The sequence below is a fragment of the Nocardia vermiculata NBRC 100427 genome, assembly GCF_001613265.1.
Classification (GTDB): Bacteria; Actinomycetota; Actinomycetes; order Mycobacteriales; family Mycobacteriaceae; genus Nocardia; species Nocardia vermiculata.
The window spans coordinates 399,025-418,933 of sequence record NZ_BDCA01000002.1; the positions used below are offsets into that span (position 1 = coordinate 399,025).

Below are 19,909 nucleotides of genomic sequence, written 5' to 3' on the forward strand. Positions count from 1 at the left end.
CGATAAACCTGGTCATTGCCCCTCATGCGATAACCAGGCAATCGCCAGATGATGTCGTGCCGTGCCGTCGTTCCGTGTCGTGCCCTGCCGTGCCGTGTCGTTCAAAGTGGCACTAGAGCCGGGCCGGGTCGATCAGGCCCCGCTGCACCGCGGTGACCAGGCGCCGCGGAACCTTGTGCACCACGCCGCCGACACGGACCGGCACCAGGTCGGGAGGGGTCGCCTTCCAGTTCGCCCGCCGACTGTGGGTGTTGGCACGCGACATTCGGCGCTTCGGCACTGCCATCTCAGCTCTCCTCTCGTCCGGAGCCGGTGCGCGGCGTGCGCTTGCCGTATTTGCGTTCGAATTTCTCCACCCGCCCCTGGGTGTCCAGCACGCGATGGGCACCGGTCCAGAACGGATGGGAGTCCGCGGTGACATCGACGGTGATCAGCGGATAGGTGTTGCCGTCGGCCCATTCGACGGTGCGCGTGGCGGTTGCCGTCGAACGGGTGAGAATGCGCTTTCCGGTACTCACATCCTCGAAGACCACCGGATGGTAGTCCGGATGAATTCCTGATTTCATTGTCTGCCTTTACCTTTCGCTAGTACGAGAGTCGATGCCGTGACCGGTGTCTTCGGATTCGACACTCGCGCACGGGTCCTCGTGGAACTCACCGAACGGGTCCTCCCATTGCGCAACGAGGTCCGGCGCACTGCGGAGCAGCACCATCTCCGCCTCGTCGAGCAATGCCCCGTGCAACGCCGCGCGGATCTCGTCCGGATCGGCTCCGCAGGTGAGAATCACCATCGAGATGTGGCGATCACCGAATTCGTCGTCCCAGCGCAACGCGGCGAGTGCCCGCCGTTCCGGATCGGCCGCCTCGCGCCCGGCGGGACTCGTCGCCGCCAGCCAGGTTCCGGCGTCACCGACCCGCAGTCCACCGCCTGCCGACTCCAGCCACACCACGCGATCGGGCTGGGTGGCCAGCCAGATCCGACCCCGTGCGGTAACCACACCGTCGAACAGCACATCGAGTGCGTCGTGCAGCCGAGCAGGATGGAACGGCCGATCCGTGGCGAACTCGATCAGGCTCACACCGTGCTCGTCGACCAGCGGAGGCTCGCCACGCAGCAGCGGCGCATGCGCGTCGAAGATCCGACCCCGCCGCGAATCGGCTGGAATACGGTCGAGCAGCATATCGATGCGCACACCGTCGATCTCGTTCGCCGCCTCGACCCACATCGACGGCACCCGCGGCACCAGCCGGTCCAGCACGGCCCGCAACACGTCGCATCCGCCGCCCGAGCGGTCGGCACCGAACGCGACGATCGCGTCCGCGAATTCGACCTGGCCGAGCGCCATCTGGGCGACGGTGCGGTCGTCATCCCCGGCACTGCCGGCACCACCGGATCGCTCACCGACGGTCTCGTCGCTCAGCACATCGGCCGGCCAGGTATGCACGTCCAGTCCGGTGACCACCGCAGCGATCCGCACATCGCGCCCGGCGGGGCCGTCCACCCGGCCGACGACGCCGGCCACCGGCACGTGATCGACGGCATGACAGACGGCCTCGGCCTCGAATTCCGGATCGAGCGCGACCACGATGCGATGCACCGAATCCCGTGCGGCCAGCCGGCACAGCAGCGGCAGCAGATCCGCACGCAGCGTGCAGGAGACACAGCCGTGCGCCAGTTCGTGCACACTGACCGTTTCGCTCCCGTCGACGCGCACTCCGCGCCGCAGGACGCCTTCATGCAGTGAGCTCAGGTCGTGACGCACGATCACGGTTCCGGGTACCTCACCCAGCACCCGTGCGATGTGCTCCATACCGTCCGCGACCGGACCCGCGAAGCCCGCCAGCAACACGACGGGCGTGCGGCGGTCGGGAAGTGACACCACCGAAACCCCTTTCGACAACGATTTTCATTTCCTGTTGGCTCACGGTACAGTCTGCGACGCCCGTTGTCGAAAATCATTTTCAAGAAAGGAGCCCCATGTCGGCCCACTGCCAGGTCACCGGCCGTACGCCGGGCTTCGGTAAGTCCGTCTCGCACTCACACGTCCGGACCAACCGGCGCTGGGACCCCAACATCCAGCGCAAGACCTACTACCTGCCCAGCGAAGGACGTCGCATCACGCTGCGCGTCTCGGCCAAGGGCATCAAAATCATCGACCGCGACGGTATCGAGGCCGTGGTGGCGCGGATCCGCGCCCGCGACGGCAGCGGCGGGCCCGGCGGCGGCAGCGCGCGTCACCACCGCAGGGCCCGCGGACGTCGCAACACACACCGCGGACGGGTCTGATGGCACGCAGCAACGAACTCCGACCCATCGTGAAACTACGGTCGACCGCTGGTACCGGGTACACCTACGTCACCCGCAAGAATCGGCGCAACGATCCCGATCGCCTGGTGCTGCGCAAATACGATCCGGTACTGCGCCGGCACGTCGACTTCCGGGAGGACCGCTGATGGCGAAGAAGTCCAAGATCGCCCGCAACGAGCAGCGCCGCGTGATCGTGGCCCGCTACGCCGAACGCCGCGCGGAGCTCAAGGAGCTGATCCGCGATCCCGCGACTCCGGACGAGCAGCGGACCGTGGCCCAACTGGCGCTGCAGCGGCTGCCGCGCGACGCCAGTCCGGTACGATTGCGCAATCGGGACGCCACCGATGGCCGCCCTCGCGGTCATCTCCGAAAGTTCGGACTATCCCGGGTGCGCATGCGCGAGCTGGCCCACCGGGGGGAGCTGCCCGGCATACACAAGTCGAGTTGGTAACCATCGCAGATCTCGTGAGAAGGAATCCCGGCAGGAGCAGTCAGGACCCGGAGGCGGAAGCTCGCGTAGCCACATAGGGACCGGACCTCGTGCCGAGAAAGGACACGAATATGGCAGTGAAGCGAGGCTCGTCGAAACGGATTCGCGCCGAGCAGGCACGACGGCCGAAGAAGAATCCGCTGATCGCCGCCGGCATCGAAATCGTCGACTACAAGGACGTGAACCTGCTGCGCACGTTCATCTCCGACCGCGGCAAGATCCGCAGCCGCCGCGTCACCGGACTCACTCCGCAGCAGCAGCGGCAGGTGGCTGTCGCGGTGAAGAATGCGCGCGAGATGGCGTTATTGCCGTTCACCAGCCGCTGATCGTGCGGTGGTATCGAGGGCCCCGGTAGCCGCCGGGGCCCTCGTCGTATCCGGGGGCGGGCACGAGCGCCGATTCTGCGCCAGCGCACGGCTGCACACTAGGGTGAGGCCCATGGATTGGATCCCGGCACGACGCCGCGTCACCGCGGCGGCCGTCGCGTTTCTGGCACTGCCCGCCCTGCTGGTCACCGCGTGCGGGAACTCCGATGACGACGCCGCGCAGACCACCGCGAGCTCCACACCGTCCGTCAGCCCGCCGACCGAACAGAATCCACCGGAACCGGGGCGGTTGTTCACCGCCGATCCGACGATCACCAACACCCATCCCCTGCATTTCGACAGCTGGAGCCGAGTCGCCGACGACCGCATCGCGGTCAACTTCCAGACCGGCTCACCGGAGTGCTACGGCGTCGACGCCACCGCCACCGAAACCGACACCACCGTCACGGTCGACCTGAAGTCGGGCACGCTGCCGAGCGCGGTCGGGCGGATGTGCACCATGATCGCGGTGTTCGGCACCCTGGAAATTCCGTTGAAGCAACCGCTCGGCGACCGGGAAGTGCTCAGCGCCAACTGATTCCATACGACAACGCCGCTTGCCGAGGCGCACCTCGGCAAGCGGCGTGCACGGCTGCGGAACTGCGCTCAGTGCGCGAAGTGGCGTGCTCCGGTGAGGTACATGGTCACCCCGGCCTCCCGGCAGGCATCGATGGTCAATTGGTCGCGAACCGAACCACCCGGCTGCACAATTGCTTTCACACCCGCGGCGATCAACTGCTGCGGACCGTCGGGGAACGGGAAGTAAGCGTCGGAGGCGGCCACCGAGCCCTCGGCACGGTCGCCGGCGCGCAGCACCGCGAGATGAACGGCATCCACCCGGTTGACCTGTCCCATCCCGACACCCACCGAGGCCCCGTCGTGGGCCAGCAGAATCGCATTCGACTTCACCGCACGGCAAGCACGCCAGGCGAATTCGAGATCGGTCAGGGTCTGCGCGTCGGCCGGCTCACCGGTGGCGAGAGTCCAGTTGGCAGGATCGTCACCGGGCGCGTCGACGATATCGGTCTGCTGCAGCAGTGCGCCGCCGCTGATCGGCCGCAGTTCCACGCCGCCACGACGCGGTGCGTCGGCGATCAGGATGCGCACATTCTTCTTGCGCTGCAACACTTCCACCGCACCGTCGGCATAACTCGGAGCCACGATCACCTCGGTGAAGATCTCGGCGACCTGTTCGGCCATCGTCACGGTGATCTCGCGGTTGGCCGCGATCACGCCGCCGAACGCGCTGACCGGATCACAGGCGTGTGCCTTGCGATGCGCTTCGGCGATATCCGCGCCGATCGCGATGCCGCAGGGGTTGGCATGCTTGACCACGGCCACGGCGGGCGCGACATGGTCCCACGCGGCACGCCAGGCGGCATCGGCGTCGGTGTAGTTGTTGTACGACATCTCCTTGCCGTGCAGCTGCTTCGCCTGTGCCAGACCGGCCGGACCGGATTCGTTGCGATACAACGCGGCCGCCTGATGCGGGTTCTCGCCGTAGCGCAGCACCGCCTCACGTGTCCAGACACCACCGGTCCACTCCGGGAAACGCTGTGCCTGTTCCGCATCGCCCGCATCGGCCGGCGCGGCGGTCAGCACATCGGTCATCCAGCTCGCGACGGCCACGTCGTAGCTCGCGGTGTGCTGAAAAGCCTTCGCGGCCAGCGCGGTGCGCTCGGTCAACGTGAATCCGCCGGACTGCACCGACGCCAGCACCTCGGTGTAGTCACCGGTGTCGACCACGACGGCCACCGAGGGATGGTTCTTGGCAGCGGCGCGCACCATCGACGGACCACCGATATCGATCTGCTCGACACATTCGTCGGGCGCGGCACCCGAGGCCACCGTCTGCGTGAACGGGTACAGATTCACCACCACCAGCTGGAAAGCATCCACTCCCAGCTCCACCAGCTGATCGAGATGTTCCTGCTTACGGGTGTCGGCGAGGATGCCGGCATGCACGCGCGGGTGCAGTGTCTTCACCCGGCCGTCGAGAGTTTCCGGAAAACCGGTGAGGTCCTCGACCTTGGTCACCGCGATGCCGGCATCGGCGATGCGGGCAGCGGTCGAGCCGGTCGACACCAGCTCCACTCCTGCGGCGGCGAGTCCGGTGGCCAGTTCGATGAGACCGGTCTTGTCGTAGACGCTCACCAGCGCCCGGCGAACGGGTCGCCGCTCCCCCGTCTCGGCGGGACGGTCGCTGCGCTCACTCACGCGGGCCTCACTCATCGGGGATTACTGCCTTTCGTCCGTCGCAGACAATGCCTCGGGTAGCCACGGCGGCGACGGTCTCCGCCAGCAGCCGACGTTCCACAATCTTGATCCGCTCGTGCAGGGTCGCCTCGTCGTCGCCGGGCAGCACCGTCACCGGCTCCTGCGCGAGGATCGGTCCGGTGTCGACTCCGGCGTCGACCAGATGCACGGTGGAACCGGTCACCCGCACGCCGTAGGCCAGCGCGTCGCGTACCCCATGGGCACCCGGGAACGCCGGCAGCAGCGCGGGATGGGTATTGATGATCCGGCCGTCGAAACGCTCCAGGAAGCGCGGGCCGAACAGCCGCATGAAGCCGGCCGACACCACCAGGTCCGGATCGTGTGCCGCCACTGCCTCGGTCAACGCCACGTCCCACGCGGCCCGATCGGAATGATCGGCCGGAGCGATCCGGAAATCGGTGATGCCCGCGCGCACCGCGTGCTCGGTCGCCGCGCACGTCCGGTCCACGCCGACGGCGGCGATGCGAGCCGGGTAGTCCGGCTGCTCGGTGGCCGCGATCAGTGATCGCAGCAATGATCCCGTCCCCGAGGCGAGGACGACGAGGGTCGCCGGCGCGGTCGGAGGCACCTGCTGGGCGGGCGGGGTGGTCAGCGCTCTACTCCCTGGACGTCGGGGCTGCCGGGGCGGCGGTCGCGTACGCCGCCGGGTAGAGCCTAACGACCACCCTTGCCGGGCCTGTCCGGCAGGTCTCCCTCTACCACTTCGGCGTCGAGAATGTCGGCACTTTCGGAGTCGAATCCGAACTCGGGATCGGTCGGCATCGGGTCGTCGTCCTCGTCGACCAACTCCCCGTCGACCTCGACGACCGGATCGGCGGCGCGCCGATAGGCCGGACGCGGATAGCGCTCGGGCCCCTCGCCGTCGTCCTCGAATTCGTATTCCACATAACGCGGATTGTCGAAGAGCTGGTCGAAATACGGAGGGTCGACGGTGCGATCGTCTTCGTCGTCTTCCTCCGCGTCCATGTCATAGGGGTCGTCATAGGAGGCATCGTCATAGAGGTCGTCCGCCTCGTCGAACGGTTCGTCGGCCTCGCCATGGTAGGCGGGGGCCGACAATGCGCGCGAATTCCCCCGCCCATACGCGTCCTGGGCATAGCCTGCGGCCTCGAATTCCCCGAATGCGTACTCGTCGGAATCGGCACCGGCGGCGGCCGGCTGCACTCCGGCACCGCTGCTCCGGCCGGTCTCGGCCGGCGGGATACCGAGGAAGCGGCGGCCCCACACCAGGCCCGCATAGCCGCCCACGGTCAGCCAGGCGAAACTCAATGCCAGGGTGAGCAACACGCCCGGACCGATCTCGCCGAACGATCCGACCCGCCCCGACGCACAGACCCCCAGCACTGCCAGCACCACCGCCGCCACCGCCGCGGCGAACACCGTCGACCACGGCCGGCTCGGTGCATCGGTGGATTCGCGCGCGGACTCCAGACCGCCACGCACCCCGATCACAGCGGGCACCAGCAACAGCACCGGCCACCAGCCGGCTGCCGGTCCGGTCGGCACAGAGGCGAGCACCGGCAGTGCCGGCACCGGCGCGCCGGATACCGAGAACACACTCAGTGATCCCACCCCGATATGCACGTCCGCACCGACCAGTACACTCGTCGCGGCGATCGCCACATTCGGGACATAGGCCAGCGACAGCACCGTCAGCCCGAGCACCCCGGCGAGATTCCCGGCCGCGGCATAGGTGTCGCCGATCGCCGACCAGTGCACGACGAACGACACCACGGTGAGTACCGCGCCGCACAACACCAGCCGCCACAGCGCCCGCGCCGCGACCCGGGCACCGGAGAAGACCCACTCGGGCAGCATCGAGGCGATATGGTCACGCAGCGCGTGGGGCCGGGACGCGATGCCGACCACCGCCGCGAGCAGATGCAGACCGCCCACGCACCCGAACGCGGTGAGGGTATGCGGCGACTGCAACGGCACCGCCGCCGCGGCATCCTCGGCGACAGCGAGGAATACCGCGGTGACCAGCAGGGGGCCCGCCAATGCCGCACCCACGATCCAGCCCAGGTCGGCACGCGAGGAACGCGGCGAGACCGCATGCGCGCAATCGCGCATCGTCAGCCACAACACCAGGCCCGTCGGGACCAGCGGCAGCAACCCGAGTTCGGTCCGGCCCACCACCACCGGCACCTGATGGATGGCGAGCCAGCCCGAGGCGATCGCACCGGAGGCTCCGGTGAGCCCGCTCCCCGCCGCGGTCAGCGTCAGGAGAACGAGGGCGACCACCGCCACCACGGTGAAACTCGACGCCCGTGCCGCGATGACCAGCAGCACCTTGGCCCGCTCGGGGCTCAGGGACAGGAAGACCGGATCCTCGGTCGCGCCGAAACCGGCTGCGGGAGGATCGGAATCCGGACGAGGCCGCGCCGGTCTCGCACCGGCACGCTGTTCGCGAAGGTCGGCCCATCGGACCAGTGCGGATTTCATAGAACTACCTCGCGGATCCTATGCCTCGTCGATGAACGACCAACGACATCTCAGGGTGGCAGCCGGAAACGAATCGGCGAGTCAGGCGCGCCGTGAACTGCGCCTGACTCGCCGACCGGTCTTCGGGGTCCGAAACTACTTCTTGTCGTCCTCGGGACGGAACGCCTTGGTGGCGTCGGCAGCCGGATTGCCCGTCTGCTCACCACCGAACGGCTGCTGGGCACCGCTTTGCCCCGGCTGAGCCTGGCCCGGCTGGCCGAAGTTCAGCGAACCGTACTGCTGCCCCGGCTGCTGGCCCGCGGCACCGAAATGCTGCGTGGCGGCCTCGTCGCCCCCGGGGGTTTGCGGGCGCTGCGCGTACGGCGACTGTGCGGCCTGCGCACCGGCGGCACCGTAGGGCTGCTGACCGGGCTGGCCGTACCCCGGCTGGCCCGGCTGGCCGTAACCGGCGGGCGGCTGGCCCGGCTGCTGACCGTACTGTCCTTGGCCGTACTGCTGACCGTACTGGCCGTAAGCCTGCTGCTGCGGCTGACCGGGCTGCTGCGGCTGCGCGGACGGCTGCTGTTGCTGGGCCTGCTGCGCCTGGCCGTACTGCTGGCCGTACTGGCCGAAGGAAGCCGGCTGGCCCTGCTGCGCCTGCTGCCCCTGGCCGTAACCGGGCTGCTGGCCCTGCTGGGCGGCCTGCTGACCGTATGCGGTCGAGCCACCGAATCCGGCGGCGCCGGCCGCTCCGGATGCCGCGGACGCACCGGCAGGTTTGGCCTCGGGTGCCTTCAGGATGCCGATCTCGAACAGCAGCGCGACCACCGCGGCCGCGGCCTGCACGAGGCTCAGGAACAGCAGCACCCACGCGGTGCCGGCGGTCTTGTACAGCTGCGAAGTCATGAACGCCTGGAACAGGACGCCGAGGAAGCCGGTCACCGAGGCGGCGGCGACCACGGCATTGCGGGCCTGCTGCTTCGGCAGCAGGGCGACACCCGCCAAGACACCGGCGAACAACAGCAGCAGCAGCGGAGCCGTACCACCCTGCTGGAACAACGTCACACCCTTGTCGGGCTCGACGTCACTGTTCAGCGCGCCCTCGTCGACGGTCACGAAGTTGAGGAAGCCCAGCAGGAAGTTGATTACGCCGAGTGCGGCGACACCAACGGTCAGGTAGAACGTCAGCCCCTTGGCACTCAACGCCGAAAGCCCCGAACCACCACCGGATTTACCTGCCGGCTGCTGGCCGAATCCGGGCGCGGACGAGGGGGTGGGCGAGGGCGTCGGCGTGGGCGCGTTGTACCCGGAGCCCCCGGTCGGGTAGGACATGTGGTCGTCTCCTATCGAGTCCTGCATCGGCTTTCAGGCTGAATACCCACGACGCTACTGCACTCGGCCGTGCCGGTCACGGCCACGACTCCAGCGCCGGGGACCTGCGGGAGTTGCCGGACAACACGAAGTTCCCGGCATCCGGTCCACACCGGCGGACGCGGATGCCGACCGCCGTGGTCCGGACAACGGACCCGAGGATAGCAACAGCGAAGGCCGCCTTGCCGATTCGGCAAAGCGGCCTTCGAAAAGTCGACCGGGACCTTCGTGGTGACGCTGCGCTACCGCCTTCGGTCCCTGACCGGATCAGGCGGTGACAGCCGCCTTCTCCAGGATCTCGCGCGCCAGGGCGGCGGTCTCGGACGGGGTCTTGCCGACCTTCACGCCTGCGGCCTCGAGGGCCTCCTTCTTGGCGGCGGCGGTGCCCGAGGAACCGGAGACGATGGCACCGGCGTGGCCCATGGTCTTACCTTCCGGCGCGGTGAAGCCCGCGACGTAGCCGACGACCGGCTTGGTCACGTTCTCCTTGATGTAGGCAGCCGCGCGCTCTTCCGCGTCGCCGCCGATCTCGCCGATCATGACGATGAGCTTGGTCTCGGGGTCCTTCTCGAACGCCTCGATGGCGTCGATGTGGGTGGTGCCGATGACCGGGTCGCCGCCGATACCGATGGAGGTCGAGAAGCCGAAGTCACGCAGCTCGTACATCATCTGGTAGGTCAGGGTGCCGGACTTGGAGACCAGGCCGATCGGGCCCTTGCCCGAGATGTTGGCCGGGGTGATGCCGACCAGCGCCTCGCCCGGGGTGATGATGCCGGGGCAGTTGGGGCCGATGATCCGGGTCTTGCTGCCCTTCTCCACGTTGTAGGCCCACGCGTAGGCGGTGTCCTGCACCGGGATGCCCTCGGTGATGACCACCAGCAGCGGGATCTCCGCGTCGATGGCCTCGATGATGGCGTCCTTGGCGAACTTCGGCGGCACGAAGGCGATCGACACGTCGGCGCCGGTCTCCTTCATGGCCTCGGCGACGCCGCCGAACACCGGCAGCTCCACGGCCGAGCCGTCCTTGGCGGTGTGCGAGACGGTGGTGCCGGCCTTGCGGGCGTTGACGCCGCCGACGACCTGGGTGCCGGCCTTCAGCATCAGCGCGGTGTGCTTGGTGCCCTCACCGCCGGTGATGCCCTGGACGATGACCTTGGAGTCCTTGTTCAGGAAGATAGACATTCTCGTTCGTCCTTACTTGGCCGCAGCCAGTTCAGCGGCCTTGTCGGCGCCTTCGTCCATGGTCTGAGCGAGGGTCACCAGCGGATGGTTGGCGTCGGCGAGGATCTGGCGGCCCTCCTCGACACGGTTGCCGTCGAGACGGACGACCAGCGGCTTGTTCGCCTCCGAGCCCAGGATCTCCAGGGCCTTCACGATGCCGTTCGCCACGGCGTCACATGCGGTGATACCGCCGAACACGTTCACGAATACGCTCTTGACCTGCGCGTCGCCCAGGATGACATCGAGGCCGTTGGCCATGACCTCGGCCGAGGCGCCGCCACCGATGTCGAGGAAGTTGGCGGGCTTCACGCCGCTGTGGTTCTCACCGGCGTACGCGACGACGTCCAGGGTCGACATGACCAGACCGGCGCCGTTACCGATGATGCCGACCTCGCCGTCGAGCTTGACGTAGTTGAGGTCGTTCTCCTTGGCCTTGAGCTCCAGCGGATCGGTAGCGTCACGATCGGCGAACTCGGCGTGATCGGGGTGCCGGAAATCGGCGTTCTCGTCGAGGGTGACCTTGCCGTCCAGCGCGAGGATCTCGCCCTCGGGGGTGCGAACCAGCGGGTTCACCTCGACCAGGGTGGCGTCCTCGTTGACGAAGACCTCCCACAGCTTCTGGATGGTGACCGCGGCGGCGTCCAGCACGTCGGCGGGCAGGTGGCCCTGCTCGGCGATGGAGCGCGCGAAGGCCAGATCCACACCCTTGACGGCGTCGACCGGAACCTTGGCCAGCCGGTCTGGCTTGGTGGCGGCCACTTCTTCGATCTCCATACCGCCCTCGACCGAGCACATGGCCAGGTAGGTGCGGTTGGCGCGATCGAGCAGGAAGGAGATGTAGTACTCCTCGGCGATGTCCTTCGCCTCGGCGACCAGGATCTTCTTGGTGACGTGACCCTTGATGTCCAGGCCCAGGATGTTGTTCGCGTGTGTGAGGGCGTCCTCCGGGGTCGCCGCGTACTTCACACCGCCGGCCTTACCGCGGCCGCCGACCTTGACCTGCGACTTGATCATCACAGGCTTGCCGATCTCGGTCGCGATGGTGCGGGCGTCCTCGGCCGAGTCCGTGACCCGGCCCTCGGACGAAGGCACTCCGTGCTTCACGAAGAGTTCCTTCGCCTGATATTCGAAGAGATCCATGTACTCACCGTCTCGTCTGCGTTGTTGTGACAACGACTTTGTTGGCTGCCCGTCGTCGCCAGGCGGGTCGAGTCGGACTCTAATCAGTTCGATGCAGCCGAAATCAGCCGCATACAGCCTAAGTGGCACAGGTCACGGGACCACATCCGGCCGGGCAAAACCCCTGGCCAAAGCTACTGACGAGTAGCTTTGCGGCACGCCGCCAGGTAGGACAAACGATGGCCGCGATTACCCAAACGGCTACTACATAGCGTAGTTCGCTGGGGCCGCCCACGCAGCCGCAGCAGAACGACGCACTCCGTCATCAAACGTGATCAATGTCACAACTGCGCGAGGATCACCCCGAGCGCTTGCCCGGCCGCAATCGTTTCGTTACCGTCGATGCGGTTGATGTCACAGTCGGATCACAACCCGGGACGGGAATATTTGCCGACGAAGCGGTATACGATATCGGCCCAGTACCCGGATAAGGCCGCGTAACCGCACCCGATCAGGAGGACGGCAGGCTTGTTGCAGCACAGTGCTCCGCCCGCGTCACGGCCGACCGGCCTAGGAGTAACCCGATGAGCCACGGTCGTCTCCAAGCGGGACATCGTCCACTGTCCGCTCGGCGTTATCACTCCGGCGACGAGTCACTCGAGCAGCATCCGTACTTCGGTGCCGACCAATCCTTCGGTGGCGATCCCGGCACGCTCGGCCCCGACACCTGGTCCGCGACACCGCAATGGCCGCGAACCGACGAGTGGGAAGTGGCCCGCGAGGGTGGGGACTATCCGCACAACGGCTACGACTACGACGAATACGCCTCCGACGAATACGACGTCGAATCCGGCGACTATGCCGACGACGGCGACGAATACGACGCCTCCGGCGACAAGAAACCCTTCACCATCGTCGGGCTGCGCTCGTCCTGGAAGCGCGATTCCCCCGCAGAAGCCGGCACCGGCGACACTCCCCTCCGATTCAGTGGCGCGCACCGGCTGCCGGCTCCGCCCGCGGCCGTCAAGGGCCGCGCTGCCGTCGTAGCCGTCGCCGCCGGCGCATGTGTGGCGGCCGGACAAGCCGGTATGCAGACGTCCGGACATCAGCACTCGACCAGTACGGACTACGACGCCGCCGGACAGGTACACGAGATCGCCGCACAAGCGGTCAGCACCGAAGCCGAGCCCGCCGCTGCGGCAGCGGCGCCGCAATCACCGCAGGTTCTCAATGTCGCCCCGGTGGCCGACGTCAGCCAGTTCCAGGACATTCTGCAGCACGGTCAGGAATTCGCCGCAGGTCTGGCAGCCAAGGAACAGGAAAAGCTGCGCCCGCTGTTCACCAAGTTCGCGAACGGCACGTTCACCTCCGGTTTCGGTAGCCGATGGGGCGTGCAGCACCTGGGAGTCGATGTGGCCGCCCCGATCGGCACCCCGATCTATGCGGTCGAGGACGGCGAGGTCATCAGCGCCGGACCGGCCTCCGGATTCGGAATGTGGGTTCGGCTCCAGCACGCCGACGGCACCATCACCGTGTACGGCCACATCGATACCGCCACCGTTTCCGAGGGCGACCACGTCATGGCGGGAGACCAGATCGCCACCGTCGGCAACCGCGGCTTCTCCACCGGCCCGCACTGCCATTTCGAGGTGTGGCTGAACGGCAACAACAAGATCGACCCGCTCCCCTGGCTCGCCTCCCGCGGCATCTCCCTCGGCCCCGAACGGGACTGAGCCCCGAGCAGGCTCTCCCTCCGGTACCCCCACCGGGGCCCCTCCTACTCGCTGCGGAATTCCCCGTCAGAGCTTCTGCAGGGTGCGGCTGTACTGGGGGATCAAGCGGATCGTTCCCGCGGTGCCGAAATCGATGGTGACCGTAGCCAAGGAACCGAATCCTTCCGCGGCCACGACCCGGCCCAGACCGTATTTGTCGTCGCTCACCCGATCGCCCACGGCCAGCACGAGTCCGGAGTTGTTGCGTTTGGGGGCGGGCCGGGCCGGGCCACGGTCACGCAGGCCGGGACGCTGCTCGGCCCAGCCGTCACCCCGGGTCCAGTCACGTTCCCGATCATCGTCGTCGCGGCGACGGAAACCGCGACCGCCACCTACGGACCGCGCCGGCTCCAGCCGTTGCCAATCCAGCAGATGTCCCGGAATCTCTTGCAGGAAGCGGGATTCCGGATTCGATACCGCCTGCCCCCAGCCGGAACGGACCACTGCCCGGGTCAGGTACAACCGCTTGCGGGCACGAGTGATGCCCACATACGCCAGGCGGCGTTCCTCGGCCAGCTCGGCCGGATCTCCGAGGGCGCGCATATGCGGAAACTGCCCGTCCTCCCAGCCGGTTACGAAGACCACCGGGAACTCCAGGCCCTTGGCGGTATGCAGGGTCATCAGGGTGACCACACCCGAACCCTCGTCGGGGATCTGATCGGTGTCGGCGACCAGCGACACGCGCTCCAGGAAGGCCGCCAGTGATCCCGGTTCCGGCTCACCGTCCGCGGCTTCGGGCACCAGGCCTTCCTCGCGCGCGGCCTCCAGGTTGTTTCGCGCCTCGGAACTGAATTCCCGTGCCACGCTGACCAATTCGTTCAAGTTGTCCAGCCTGGCGCCGTCCTGCGGATCGTCGGAAGCCTCCAGCTCGCCGCGGTATCCGGTCTTGTCCAGCACCGCGTCCACCACATTGCCCACATCGGGGAAATCCGCGTCCGGGGTGGCACCGGCGGCACGGATCTCGTCCAGCAGATCCAGGAAGCCGGAGATCGCGCGCTGGGCCCGGGTGTTGAGCAGCGCGACCTTCCCGTCGGCCGCATCCCGCAATGCGGCGGCGAAGCCGATATCTCGCTGTTCGGCATGGACGGCCACGCACGCCTCGGCTCGGTCACCGATACCGCGACGCGGGGTGTTCAGGATGCGGCGCAGGCTCACCGCGTCGTCCGGGTTCTCCAGTACGCGCAGATAGGCCACCACATCGCGGACCTCTTTGCGCTCGTAGAAGCGCACCCCGCCGACCACTTTGTAGGGCAGGCCCATCCGGATGAAGATTTCCTCCAGCGCGCGGGAACTGTTGTTGGTGCGGTAGAACACCGCGACATCGCCGTAGTTGTAATCGCCCTGATCGACCATCCGGTCGATCTCACGGGCGACGAACGAGGCTTCGTCGTGCTCGTTGTCGGCGACATAGCCGACGATCAGATCACCGTCTCCGGAATCGGTCCACAATTTCTTGTCGCGCCGATTCTCGTTACGCGAGATGAGCGAGTTGGCGGCCGACAGGATGCGCTGGGTGGAGCGATAGTTCTGCTCGAGCAGAATTGTCTCCGCATCCGGGAAATCGCGTTCGAATTCCTCGATATTGCGGATGGTGGCGCCGCGGAACGCATAGATGGACTGGTCGGCGTCGCCCACGACACACAATTCGCTGGGCTCCACGGAATCCCGCTGTAGTGGCGTGAAGTCGGGGTCCGCTGCCCCGGCGCCCGCCTCGGCGTCGGCGAGGGAGTCCTGCAGGCGCGCATGGTGCCCGACCAGTTCACGGATCAGGACGTACTGGGCGTGATTGGTGTCCTGGTATTCGTCGACCAGGACGTGCCGGAAGCGGCGGCGGTAGTACTCGGCGACCTGCGGGTGATGCTGCAGCAGCGCGACCGTCTCACCGATCAGATCGTCGAAGTCGAAGGCGTTGGCGGCGCGCAGGCGACGCTGATATTCGGTGTAGACCCGCGCGACGACAGTGGGCAGCTCGGTCTCGTCGGATTCTGCATCGGCGGTGGCCGTGGGCGGATCGATCAGTTCGTTCTTGAGGTTGGAAATGGCGGTCGCCAGCAGGCGCGGCGAATACTTCTTCGGGTCCAGGCCCTGATCACGAATGATCATCGCGAGCAGGCGGCGGGAGTCGTCCGCGTCGTAGATGGAGAAATTCGAGTTCAGCGCACCCGGGAGCAGATTGGCCTGCATCCGCAGAATTCGTACGCACGAAGCGTGGAAGGTCGACACCCACATGGCGGCAGCGCGCGGGCCGACCAGCTCGACCACTCGCTCACGCATTTCGGCGGCGGCCTTGTTGGTGAACGTGATGGCCAATATCTCCCCGGGCATCACCCCGCGCTCGGCCAGCAGATATGCGATGCGGCGGGTGAGCACAGCGGTCTTACCGGAACCGGCGCCCGCGACGATCAGCAAGGGCGCACCGGCATGGGTCACCGCGGCCCGCTGCGGCGGGTTGAGCCCGGCCAGCAGCTGCTGGACCCGCTCGGCAGGTGCGGTCGTATCCCGGGACGCCCGGCGAGTAACCGTGTCCCGCGGTGCCCGGCCGGCTGCCGTTTCGGTTCCACCCGCCACCGTCTCTGCCGTCACTTCCGCTCCCCCCGCTGTCGCGCCGCCACTGTCGTCTCCATCGTTCATCCACGCTACCGGCGGGCACCGACATGTCGTAGCCCGGCGTGATCCTCCGTGATCCTCAGCGTCTTCTCATCCGGGAGAACTTTGCCTCATCTGCACCACGTGGCAGACTGGCCACATGACCAGCACACTCACCACCTCTGCTGTTCAGGCGAAGAACGGGAATTCCGGGCGCCGATTTCACAGGTGAGCGCATAATCGACGGGGGACAATACCAAGGCCGGAACGGTCTGATTCATGGTGGAGGAACTCGGTCGGTAACGGGGCAGGGCCGCATGCCGATCAGAAGTTCTGACACGAGGAGAGAAAGTATGAGCACCTCAACAGAGCCGATTGATCAACCCGCGGCCGGTTCGGACACCTCGCTGCCGAGCAGCGAAGCGGAGATCGAGAAGCTCCGCAAGGAGATCGATCGCCTCGACGCCGAGATCCTCGCGGCCATCAAACGCCGGACCGAAGTGTCACGCATCATCGGCCGCACCCGGATGGCCAACGGCGGGCCGCGACTGGTGCACTCCCGCGAAATGAAGGTACTGGAGCGCTTCAGCGAACTGGGCCAGGAGGGCCATACCCTCGCCATGCTGTTGCTGCGGCTGGGCCGCGGCCGGCTCGGTCACTGAGTCGACCGACCGATATCGCGCGTCGCCGCCCGCGGCGCAGCCCGCTGATCCACGGCCGTCCCGGCATCGAATCCGGGGCGGCCGCTCTCGTGTCGTCGATCAGGTCAGGGCGATGTACTTGGTGGACAGATATTCCTCGATCCCCTCGAAGCCACCTTCGCGGCCGAACCCGGAGGCCTTCACGCCACCGAAGGGCGCCGCGGGGTCGGAGATGACACCGCGATTGACCCCGACCATGCCGCTCTCCAGCCCCTCCGCAATGCGCAGGGCGCGATCTAGATCGCGGGTGTAGATGTAGGCGACCAAACCGTATTCGGTGTCGTTGGCGGCCGTCAGGCCCTGCTCCTCGGTATCGAATCCGACGATCGGGGCCACCGGGCCGAAAACCTCCTCGCTGAGGATCCGGGCCTGCTCGGGTACGTCGCACAGCAGCGTGGCCGGGTAGTAGTAGCCCGGGCCTCCGGGCGCCTTGCCACCGAGCCGTACCTGCGCTCCCTGCGCGACCGCGTCGTCGACCAATTCACCGACGGTATCGAGCTGATCCTGGTTGATCAGCGGGCCGAGCGTGGTGGACGGATCATCGCCGGGGCCCAGTTTCACCTCGTTCATCGCCGCGACGAGCTTGTCGGTGAATTCCGCGCGGACCGAATTGTGTACGTGGAAACGGTTGGCGGCCGTGCAGGCCTCACCCCCGTTACGCAGCTTCGCCAGCATCGCGCCCTGGACGGCGGCGTCGATATCAGCATCGTCGAAGACCACGAACGGCGCATTGCCGCCCAGTTCCATCGAGGTTCGCAGCAAGCCGTGCGCGGACTTCTCGACCAGTTGCCGGCCGACGCCGGTCGACCCGGTGAAGGTGAGTTTGCGCAGCCGCGGGTCGGTCAGCAGCGGCTCGGTGACGGCGCTGGACCGGCTGGAGGTGATCACCGAGAGGACGCCTGCGGGGACACCGGCCTCACCACACAACTTCGCCAGCAGCAGCATAGTCAGCGGTGTGGCCGACGCCGGCTTGACGATCATGGTGCAGCCGGCGGCCAGGGCCGGGGCGATCTTGCGGGTGCCCATCGCGAGCGGGAAGTTCCACGGGGTGATGGCCAGGCAGGGCCCGACCGGCTGCTTGTGCACGACGATCCGGCCGGTCCCGGTGGGCGCGGACTGATAACGGCCGTGCACCCGCACCGCTTCCTCACTGAACCAGCGGAAGAACTCGGCACCGTAACGCACTTCGTTACGGCTCTCCGGCAGCGCCTTGCCCATTTCCAAGGTCATCAGCAGTGCGAAGTCCTCGGCGTGGGCAATGATCCGCTCGTAGATCGCGCGCAGGATCTCGCCGCGCTCGCGGGCGGGGGTCGCGGCCCAGTCGTGCTGCGCCGCGACCGCGGCGTCCAGGGCACGGACCGCGTCCTCCGGGGTGGCGTCCGCGACCTGCGTGAGGGACTTCCCGGTGGCCGGATTCTCCACCGCGAAGGTGGCGCCGCCGGTGGCATCCACCGGCCCGCCGATCCAAAGCTGTGTGGGGACGGATTCCAGTAATTCGGTTTGCGACACCATATGCCCAGGGTAGGCCGGACTACCTGCGCCGGTGCGGCGCAATCGGTAATCTCGCGAGCGTGAGCAGCGACATCACCGCGACGGCGGCCTGGCGGAAACTGCACGATCATCACGGTGCGATCGCGGATCGGCAGCTACGCGAGATGTTCGCCGAGGATCCCGAGCGGGGCCGCAGACTCGTGGTCGAGGCCGGGGACCTGCGTATCGACTACAGCAAGCACCGCATCACCGACGAAACCCTGGCGTTACTGCTCGAGCTGGCCGATACCGCGGGTGTCGCCGCGCGCCGCGACGCGATGTTCGCCGGCGAGCACATCAACACCTCCGAGGACCGGGCCGTGGGCCATGTCGCGCTGCGCCTGCCGGCCGGTGTCTCGATGCCGATCGACGGTGCGGACGCAGGCGCCGTGGTGCACGAAGTATTGCGCCGGATGGGCAATTTCACCGATGCGGTCCGATCCGGCCGATGGCGCGGCGCCAGTGGTGAACCCATCACCACGGTGGTGAACATCGGTATCGGTGGCTCGGATCTGGGCCCGGCGATGCTCTACCGGGCACTGCGTCACTATGCCGACGCCGGCATCTCGGCGCGATTCGTCTCCAATATCGATCCGGCGGATCTGACCGCCGCCCTGGCAGGGCTGGATCCGGCGCGCACCCTGTTCGTCGTTGCCTCCAAGACGTTTTCGACTCTGGAGACTCTCACCAACGCCACCGCCGCGCGCCGTTGGCTGGTCGCTGCGCTGGGTGAGGACGCGGTGGCGAAGCATTTCGTGGCGGTCTCGACCCATGCGCAACGGGTGGCCGAATTCGGTATCGATACCGCGAACATGTTCGAGTTCTGGGATTGGGTCGGCGGGCGCTACTCGGTGGATTCGGCGATCGGCCTGTCGATCATGACCGTGATCGGTAGGCAACGTTTCGCCGAGTTCCTGGCCGGAATGCACAGTGTGGACGAGCATTTCGTCTCGGCTCCGCCGGAGCGCAACGCCCCGATCCTGCTGGGTCTGCTCGGGGTGTGGTACTCGAACTTCTTCGGCGCCCAGTCCCGCGTCGTACTGCCGTATTCCGACGATCTGGCACGTTTCCCGGCCTACCTGCAGCAGCTGACCATGGAGTCCAACGGCAAATCGGTGCGGCTGGACGGTACCCCGGTGACGACCTCGACCGGCGAGATCTTCTGGGGTGAACCGGGAACCAACGGTCAGCACGCCTTCTATCAGCTGCTCCATCAGGGAACCCGGCTGATCCCCGCCGATTTCATCGGATTCGCCCATCCCACCGACGATCTCGCCACCCGGGACGGGTCCGGCAGTATGCACGACATCCTGATGAGCAATCTGTTCGCTCAGACCAAGGTGCTGGCTTTCGGGCGGACCGCGGCCGAGATCGAGGCCGAGGACGGCGACGCCCCCGGGTTCGATCCGGCGTTGGTTCCACACCGGGTGATGCCCGGTAACCGTCCGTCCACCACTATCCTCGCTCCGCAGCTGACCCCGTCGGTGGTCGGGCAGCTGATCGCCTTGTACGAGCATCAGGTGTTCGTGGAGGGTGTCGTCTGGGGTATCGACAGCTTCGATCAGTGGGGCGTGGAACTGGGTAAGCAGCAGGCCCTGGCGCTGGAGCCGCTGCTCACCTCCGCCGCGGACCCGGCTCCGCAATCGGATTCCTCGACCGATGCACTGATCCGCTGGTATCGAGCCGCGCGCGGAACGGGAAAACGGCAGGTCGAAAATACGTAGGTCACCGGCGTAATTGATCTC

The 19,909-nt window shown here is 67.1% G+C and carries 18 protein-coding genes and 1 pseudogene; 8 read left to right on the top strand and 11 right to left on the bottom strand.

Annotated features, from left to right (window positions below):
* Positions 1 to 112 precede the first annotated feature (112 nt).
* From rpmF to mrf, 3 genes are read right to left on the bottom strand one after another with little or no spacing between them, the layout of a single operon-like run.
* On the bottom strand, positions 113 to 286 hold the full coding sequence (gene rpmF / locus NV2_RS05500) for a 50S ribosomal protein L32 (protein ID WP_067870142.1): 174 nt from the start codon (positions 284 to 286) through the stop codon (positions 113 to 115).
* Position 287: 1 nt separating this feature from the next.
* The gene (locus NV2_RS05505; protein WP_067870144.1) at positions 288 to 566 is read right to left on the bottom strand and encodes a type B 50S ribosomal protein L31; all 279 of its coding nucleotides are present in this window, start codon (positions 564 to 566) and stop codon (positions 288 to 290) included.
* 9 nt (positions 567 to 575) lie between these two features.
* Entirely contained in the window at positions 576 to 1,883 is a 1,308-nt protein-coding gene (gene mrf / locus NV2_RS05510; RefSeq protein WP_067870146.1) for a ribosome hibernation factor-recruiting GTPase MRF, read from the bottom strand.
* Positions 1,884 to 1,978: 95 nt separating this feature from the next.
* Between mrf and rpmB the strand changes: the two are divergent.
* From rpmB to NV2_RS05535, 5 genes and pseudogenes are all read left to right on the top strand, one after another.
* Positions 1,979 to 2,200 (top strand): annotated as a pseudogene (rpmB, locus tag NV2_RS05515) (50S ribosomal protein L28); the annotation flags it as partial.
* Between the two features lie 86 nt (positions 2,201 to 2,286).
* Positions 2,287 to 2,454 carry a 50S ribosomal protein L33 gene (rpmG, locus tag NV2_RS05520; RefSeq protein ID WP_067870148.1) on the top strand — a complete coding sequence of 56 codons (168 nt, stop codon included), beginning with the start codon at positions 2,287 to 2,289 and terminating at the stop codon, positions 2,452 to 2,454.
* Positions 2,454 to 2,759, top strand: a complete 306-nt coding sequence (gene rpsN, locus NV2_RS05525; RefSeq protein WP_067870150.1) for a 30S ribosomal protein S14 — start codon at positions 2,454 to 2,456, stop codon at positions 2,757 to 2,759. Before rpmG ends, rpsN begins: the two co-directional genes overlap by 1 nt.
* A gap of 110 nt (positions 2,760 to 2,869) precedes the next feature.
* Positions 2,870 to 3,124 (top strand): 30S ribosomal protein S18, encoded by a 255-nt coding sequence (gene rpsR, locus NV2_RS05530; protein WP_067870152.1) that lies wholly within the window; start codon positions 2,870 to 2,872, stop codon positions 3,122 to 3,124.
* Between the two features lie 112 nt (positions 3,125 to 3,236).
* Positions 3,237 to 3,701, top strand: a complete 465-nt coding sequence (locus NV2_RS05535) for a hypothetical protein (RefSeq protein ID WP_067870154.1) — start codon at positions 3,237 to 3,239, stop codon at positions 3,699 to 3,701.
* 68 nt (positions 3,702 to 3,769) lie between these two features.
* On the opposite strand, the gene purH is transcribed toward NV2_RS05535, so the two are convergent.
* From purH to sucC, 6 genes are all read right to left on the bottom strand, one after another.
* Positions 3,770 to 5,395 (bottom strand): bifunctional phosphoribosylaminoimidazolecarboxamide formyltransferase/IMP cyclohydrolase, encoded by a 1,626-nt coding sequence (gene purH / locus NV2_RS05540; protein ID WP_067870157.1) that lies wholly within the window; start codon positions 5,393 to 5,395, stop codon positions 3,770 to 3,772.
* On the bottom strand, positions 5,388 to 6,008 hold the full coding sequence (gene purN / locus NV2_RS05545) for a phosphoribosylglycinamide formyltransferase (protein WP_067870159.1): 621 nt from the start codon (positions 6,006 to 6,008) through the stop codon (positions 5,388 to 5,390). Before purN ends, purH begins: the two co-directional genes overlap by 8 nt.
* 86 nt (positions 6,009 to 6,094) lie before the next feature.
* On the bottom strand, positions 6,095 to 7,885 hold the full coding sequence (locus NV2_RS05550; RefSeq protein ID WP_067870161.1) for a cell division protein PerM: 1,791 nt from the start codon (positions 7,883 to 7,885) through the stop codon (positions 6,095 to 6,097).
* 135 nt (positions 7,886 to 8,020) lie between these two features.
* On the bottom strand, positions 8,021 to 9,196 hold the full coding sequence (locus NV2_RS05555; RefSeq protein WP_067870163.1) for a DUF5336 domain-containing protein: 1,176 nt from the start codon (positions 9,194 to 9,196) through the stop codon (positions 8,021 to 8,023).
* A 306-nt stretch (positions 9,197 to 9,502) separates the two neighbouring features.
* A complete protein-coding gene (gene sucD, locus NV2_RS05560; RefSeq protein WP_067870165.1) occupies positions 9,503 to 10,417 on the bottom strand; it encodes a succinate--CoA ligase subunit alpha in 915 nt (304 codons plus the stop codon).
* Positions 10,418 to 10,429: 12 nt separating this feature from the next.
* Positions 10,430 to 11,596, bottom strand: a complete 1,167-nt coding sequence (sucC, locus tag NV2_RS05565; RefSeq protein WP_067870167.1) for an ADP-forming succinate--CoA ligase subunit beta — start codon at positions 11,594 to 11,596, stop codon at positions 10,430 to 10,432.
* Between the two features lie 563 nt (positions 11,597 to 12,159).
* Between sucC and NV2_RS05570 the strand changes: the two genes are divergently transcribed.
* Positions 12,160 to 13,308 carry a M23 family metallopeptidase gene (locus NV2_RS05570; RefSeq protein ID WP_067870170.1) on the top strand — a complete coding sequence of 383 codons (1,149 nt, stop codon included), beginning with the start codon at positions 12,160 to 12,162 and terminating at the stop codon, positions 13,306 to 13,308.
* A 66-nt stretch (positions 13,309 to 13,374) separates the two neighbouring features.
* Here NV2_RS05570 and pcrA read toward each other — a convergent pair whose 3' ends face one another.
* Positions 13,375 to 15,813 (bottom strand): DNA helicase PcrA, encoded by a 2,439-nt coding sequence (gene pcrA, locus NV2_RS05575; protein ID WP_067870398.1) that lies wholly within the window; start codon positions 15,811 to 15,813, stop codon positions 13,375 to 13,377.
* 473 nt (positions 15,814 to 16,286) lie between these two features.
* Here pcrA and NV2_RS05580 point away from each other — a divergent pair, with 473 nt between their 5' ends.
* Positions 16,287 to 16,595 (top strand): chorismate mutase, encoded by a 309-nt coding sequence (locus NV2_RS05580; protein ID WP_067870172.1) that lies wholly within the window; start codon positions 16,287 to 16,289, stop codon positions 16,593 to 16,595.
* A gap of 99 nt (positions 16,596 to 16,694) precedes the next feature.
* On the opposite strand, the gene NV2_RS05585 is transcribed toward NV2_RS05580, so the two are convergent.
* Positions 16,695 to 18,146 carry an NAD-dependent succinate-semialdehyde dehydrogenase gene (locus NV2_RS05585; protein WP_067870174.1) on the bottom strand — a complete coding sequence of 484 codons (1,452 nt, stop codon included), beginning with the start codon at positions 18,144 to 18,146 and terminating at the stop codon, positions 16,695 to 16,697.
* Positions 18,147 to 18,205: 59 nt separating this feature from the next.
* On the opposite strand from NV2_RS05585, the gene pgi reads away from it, so the two are divergent.
* Entirely contained in the window at positions 18,206 to 19,888 is a 1,683-nt protein-coding gene (gene pgi / locus NV2_RS05590; RefSeq protein WP_067870176.1) for a glucose-6-phosphate isomerase, read from the top strand.
* Positions 19,889 to 19,909: the final 21 nt, after the last annotated feature.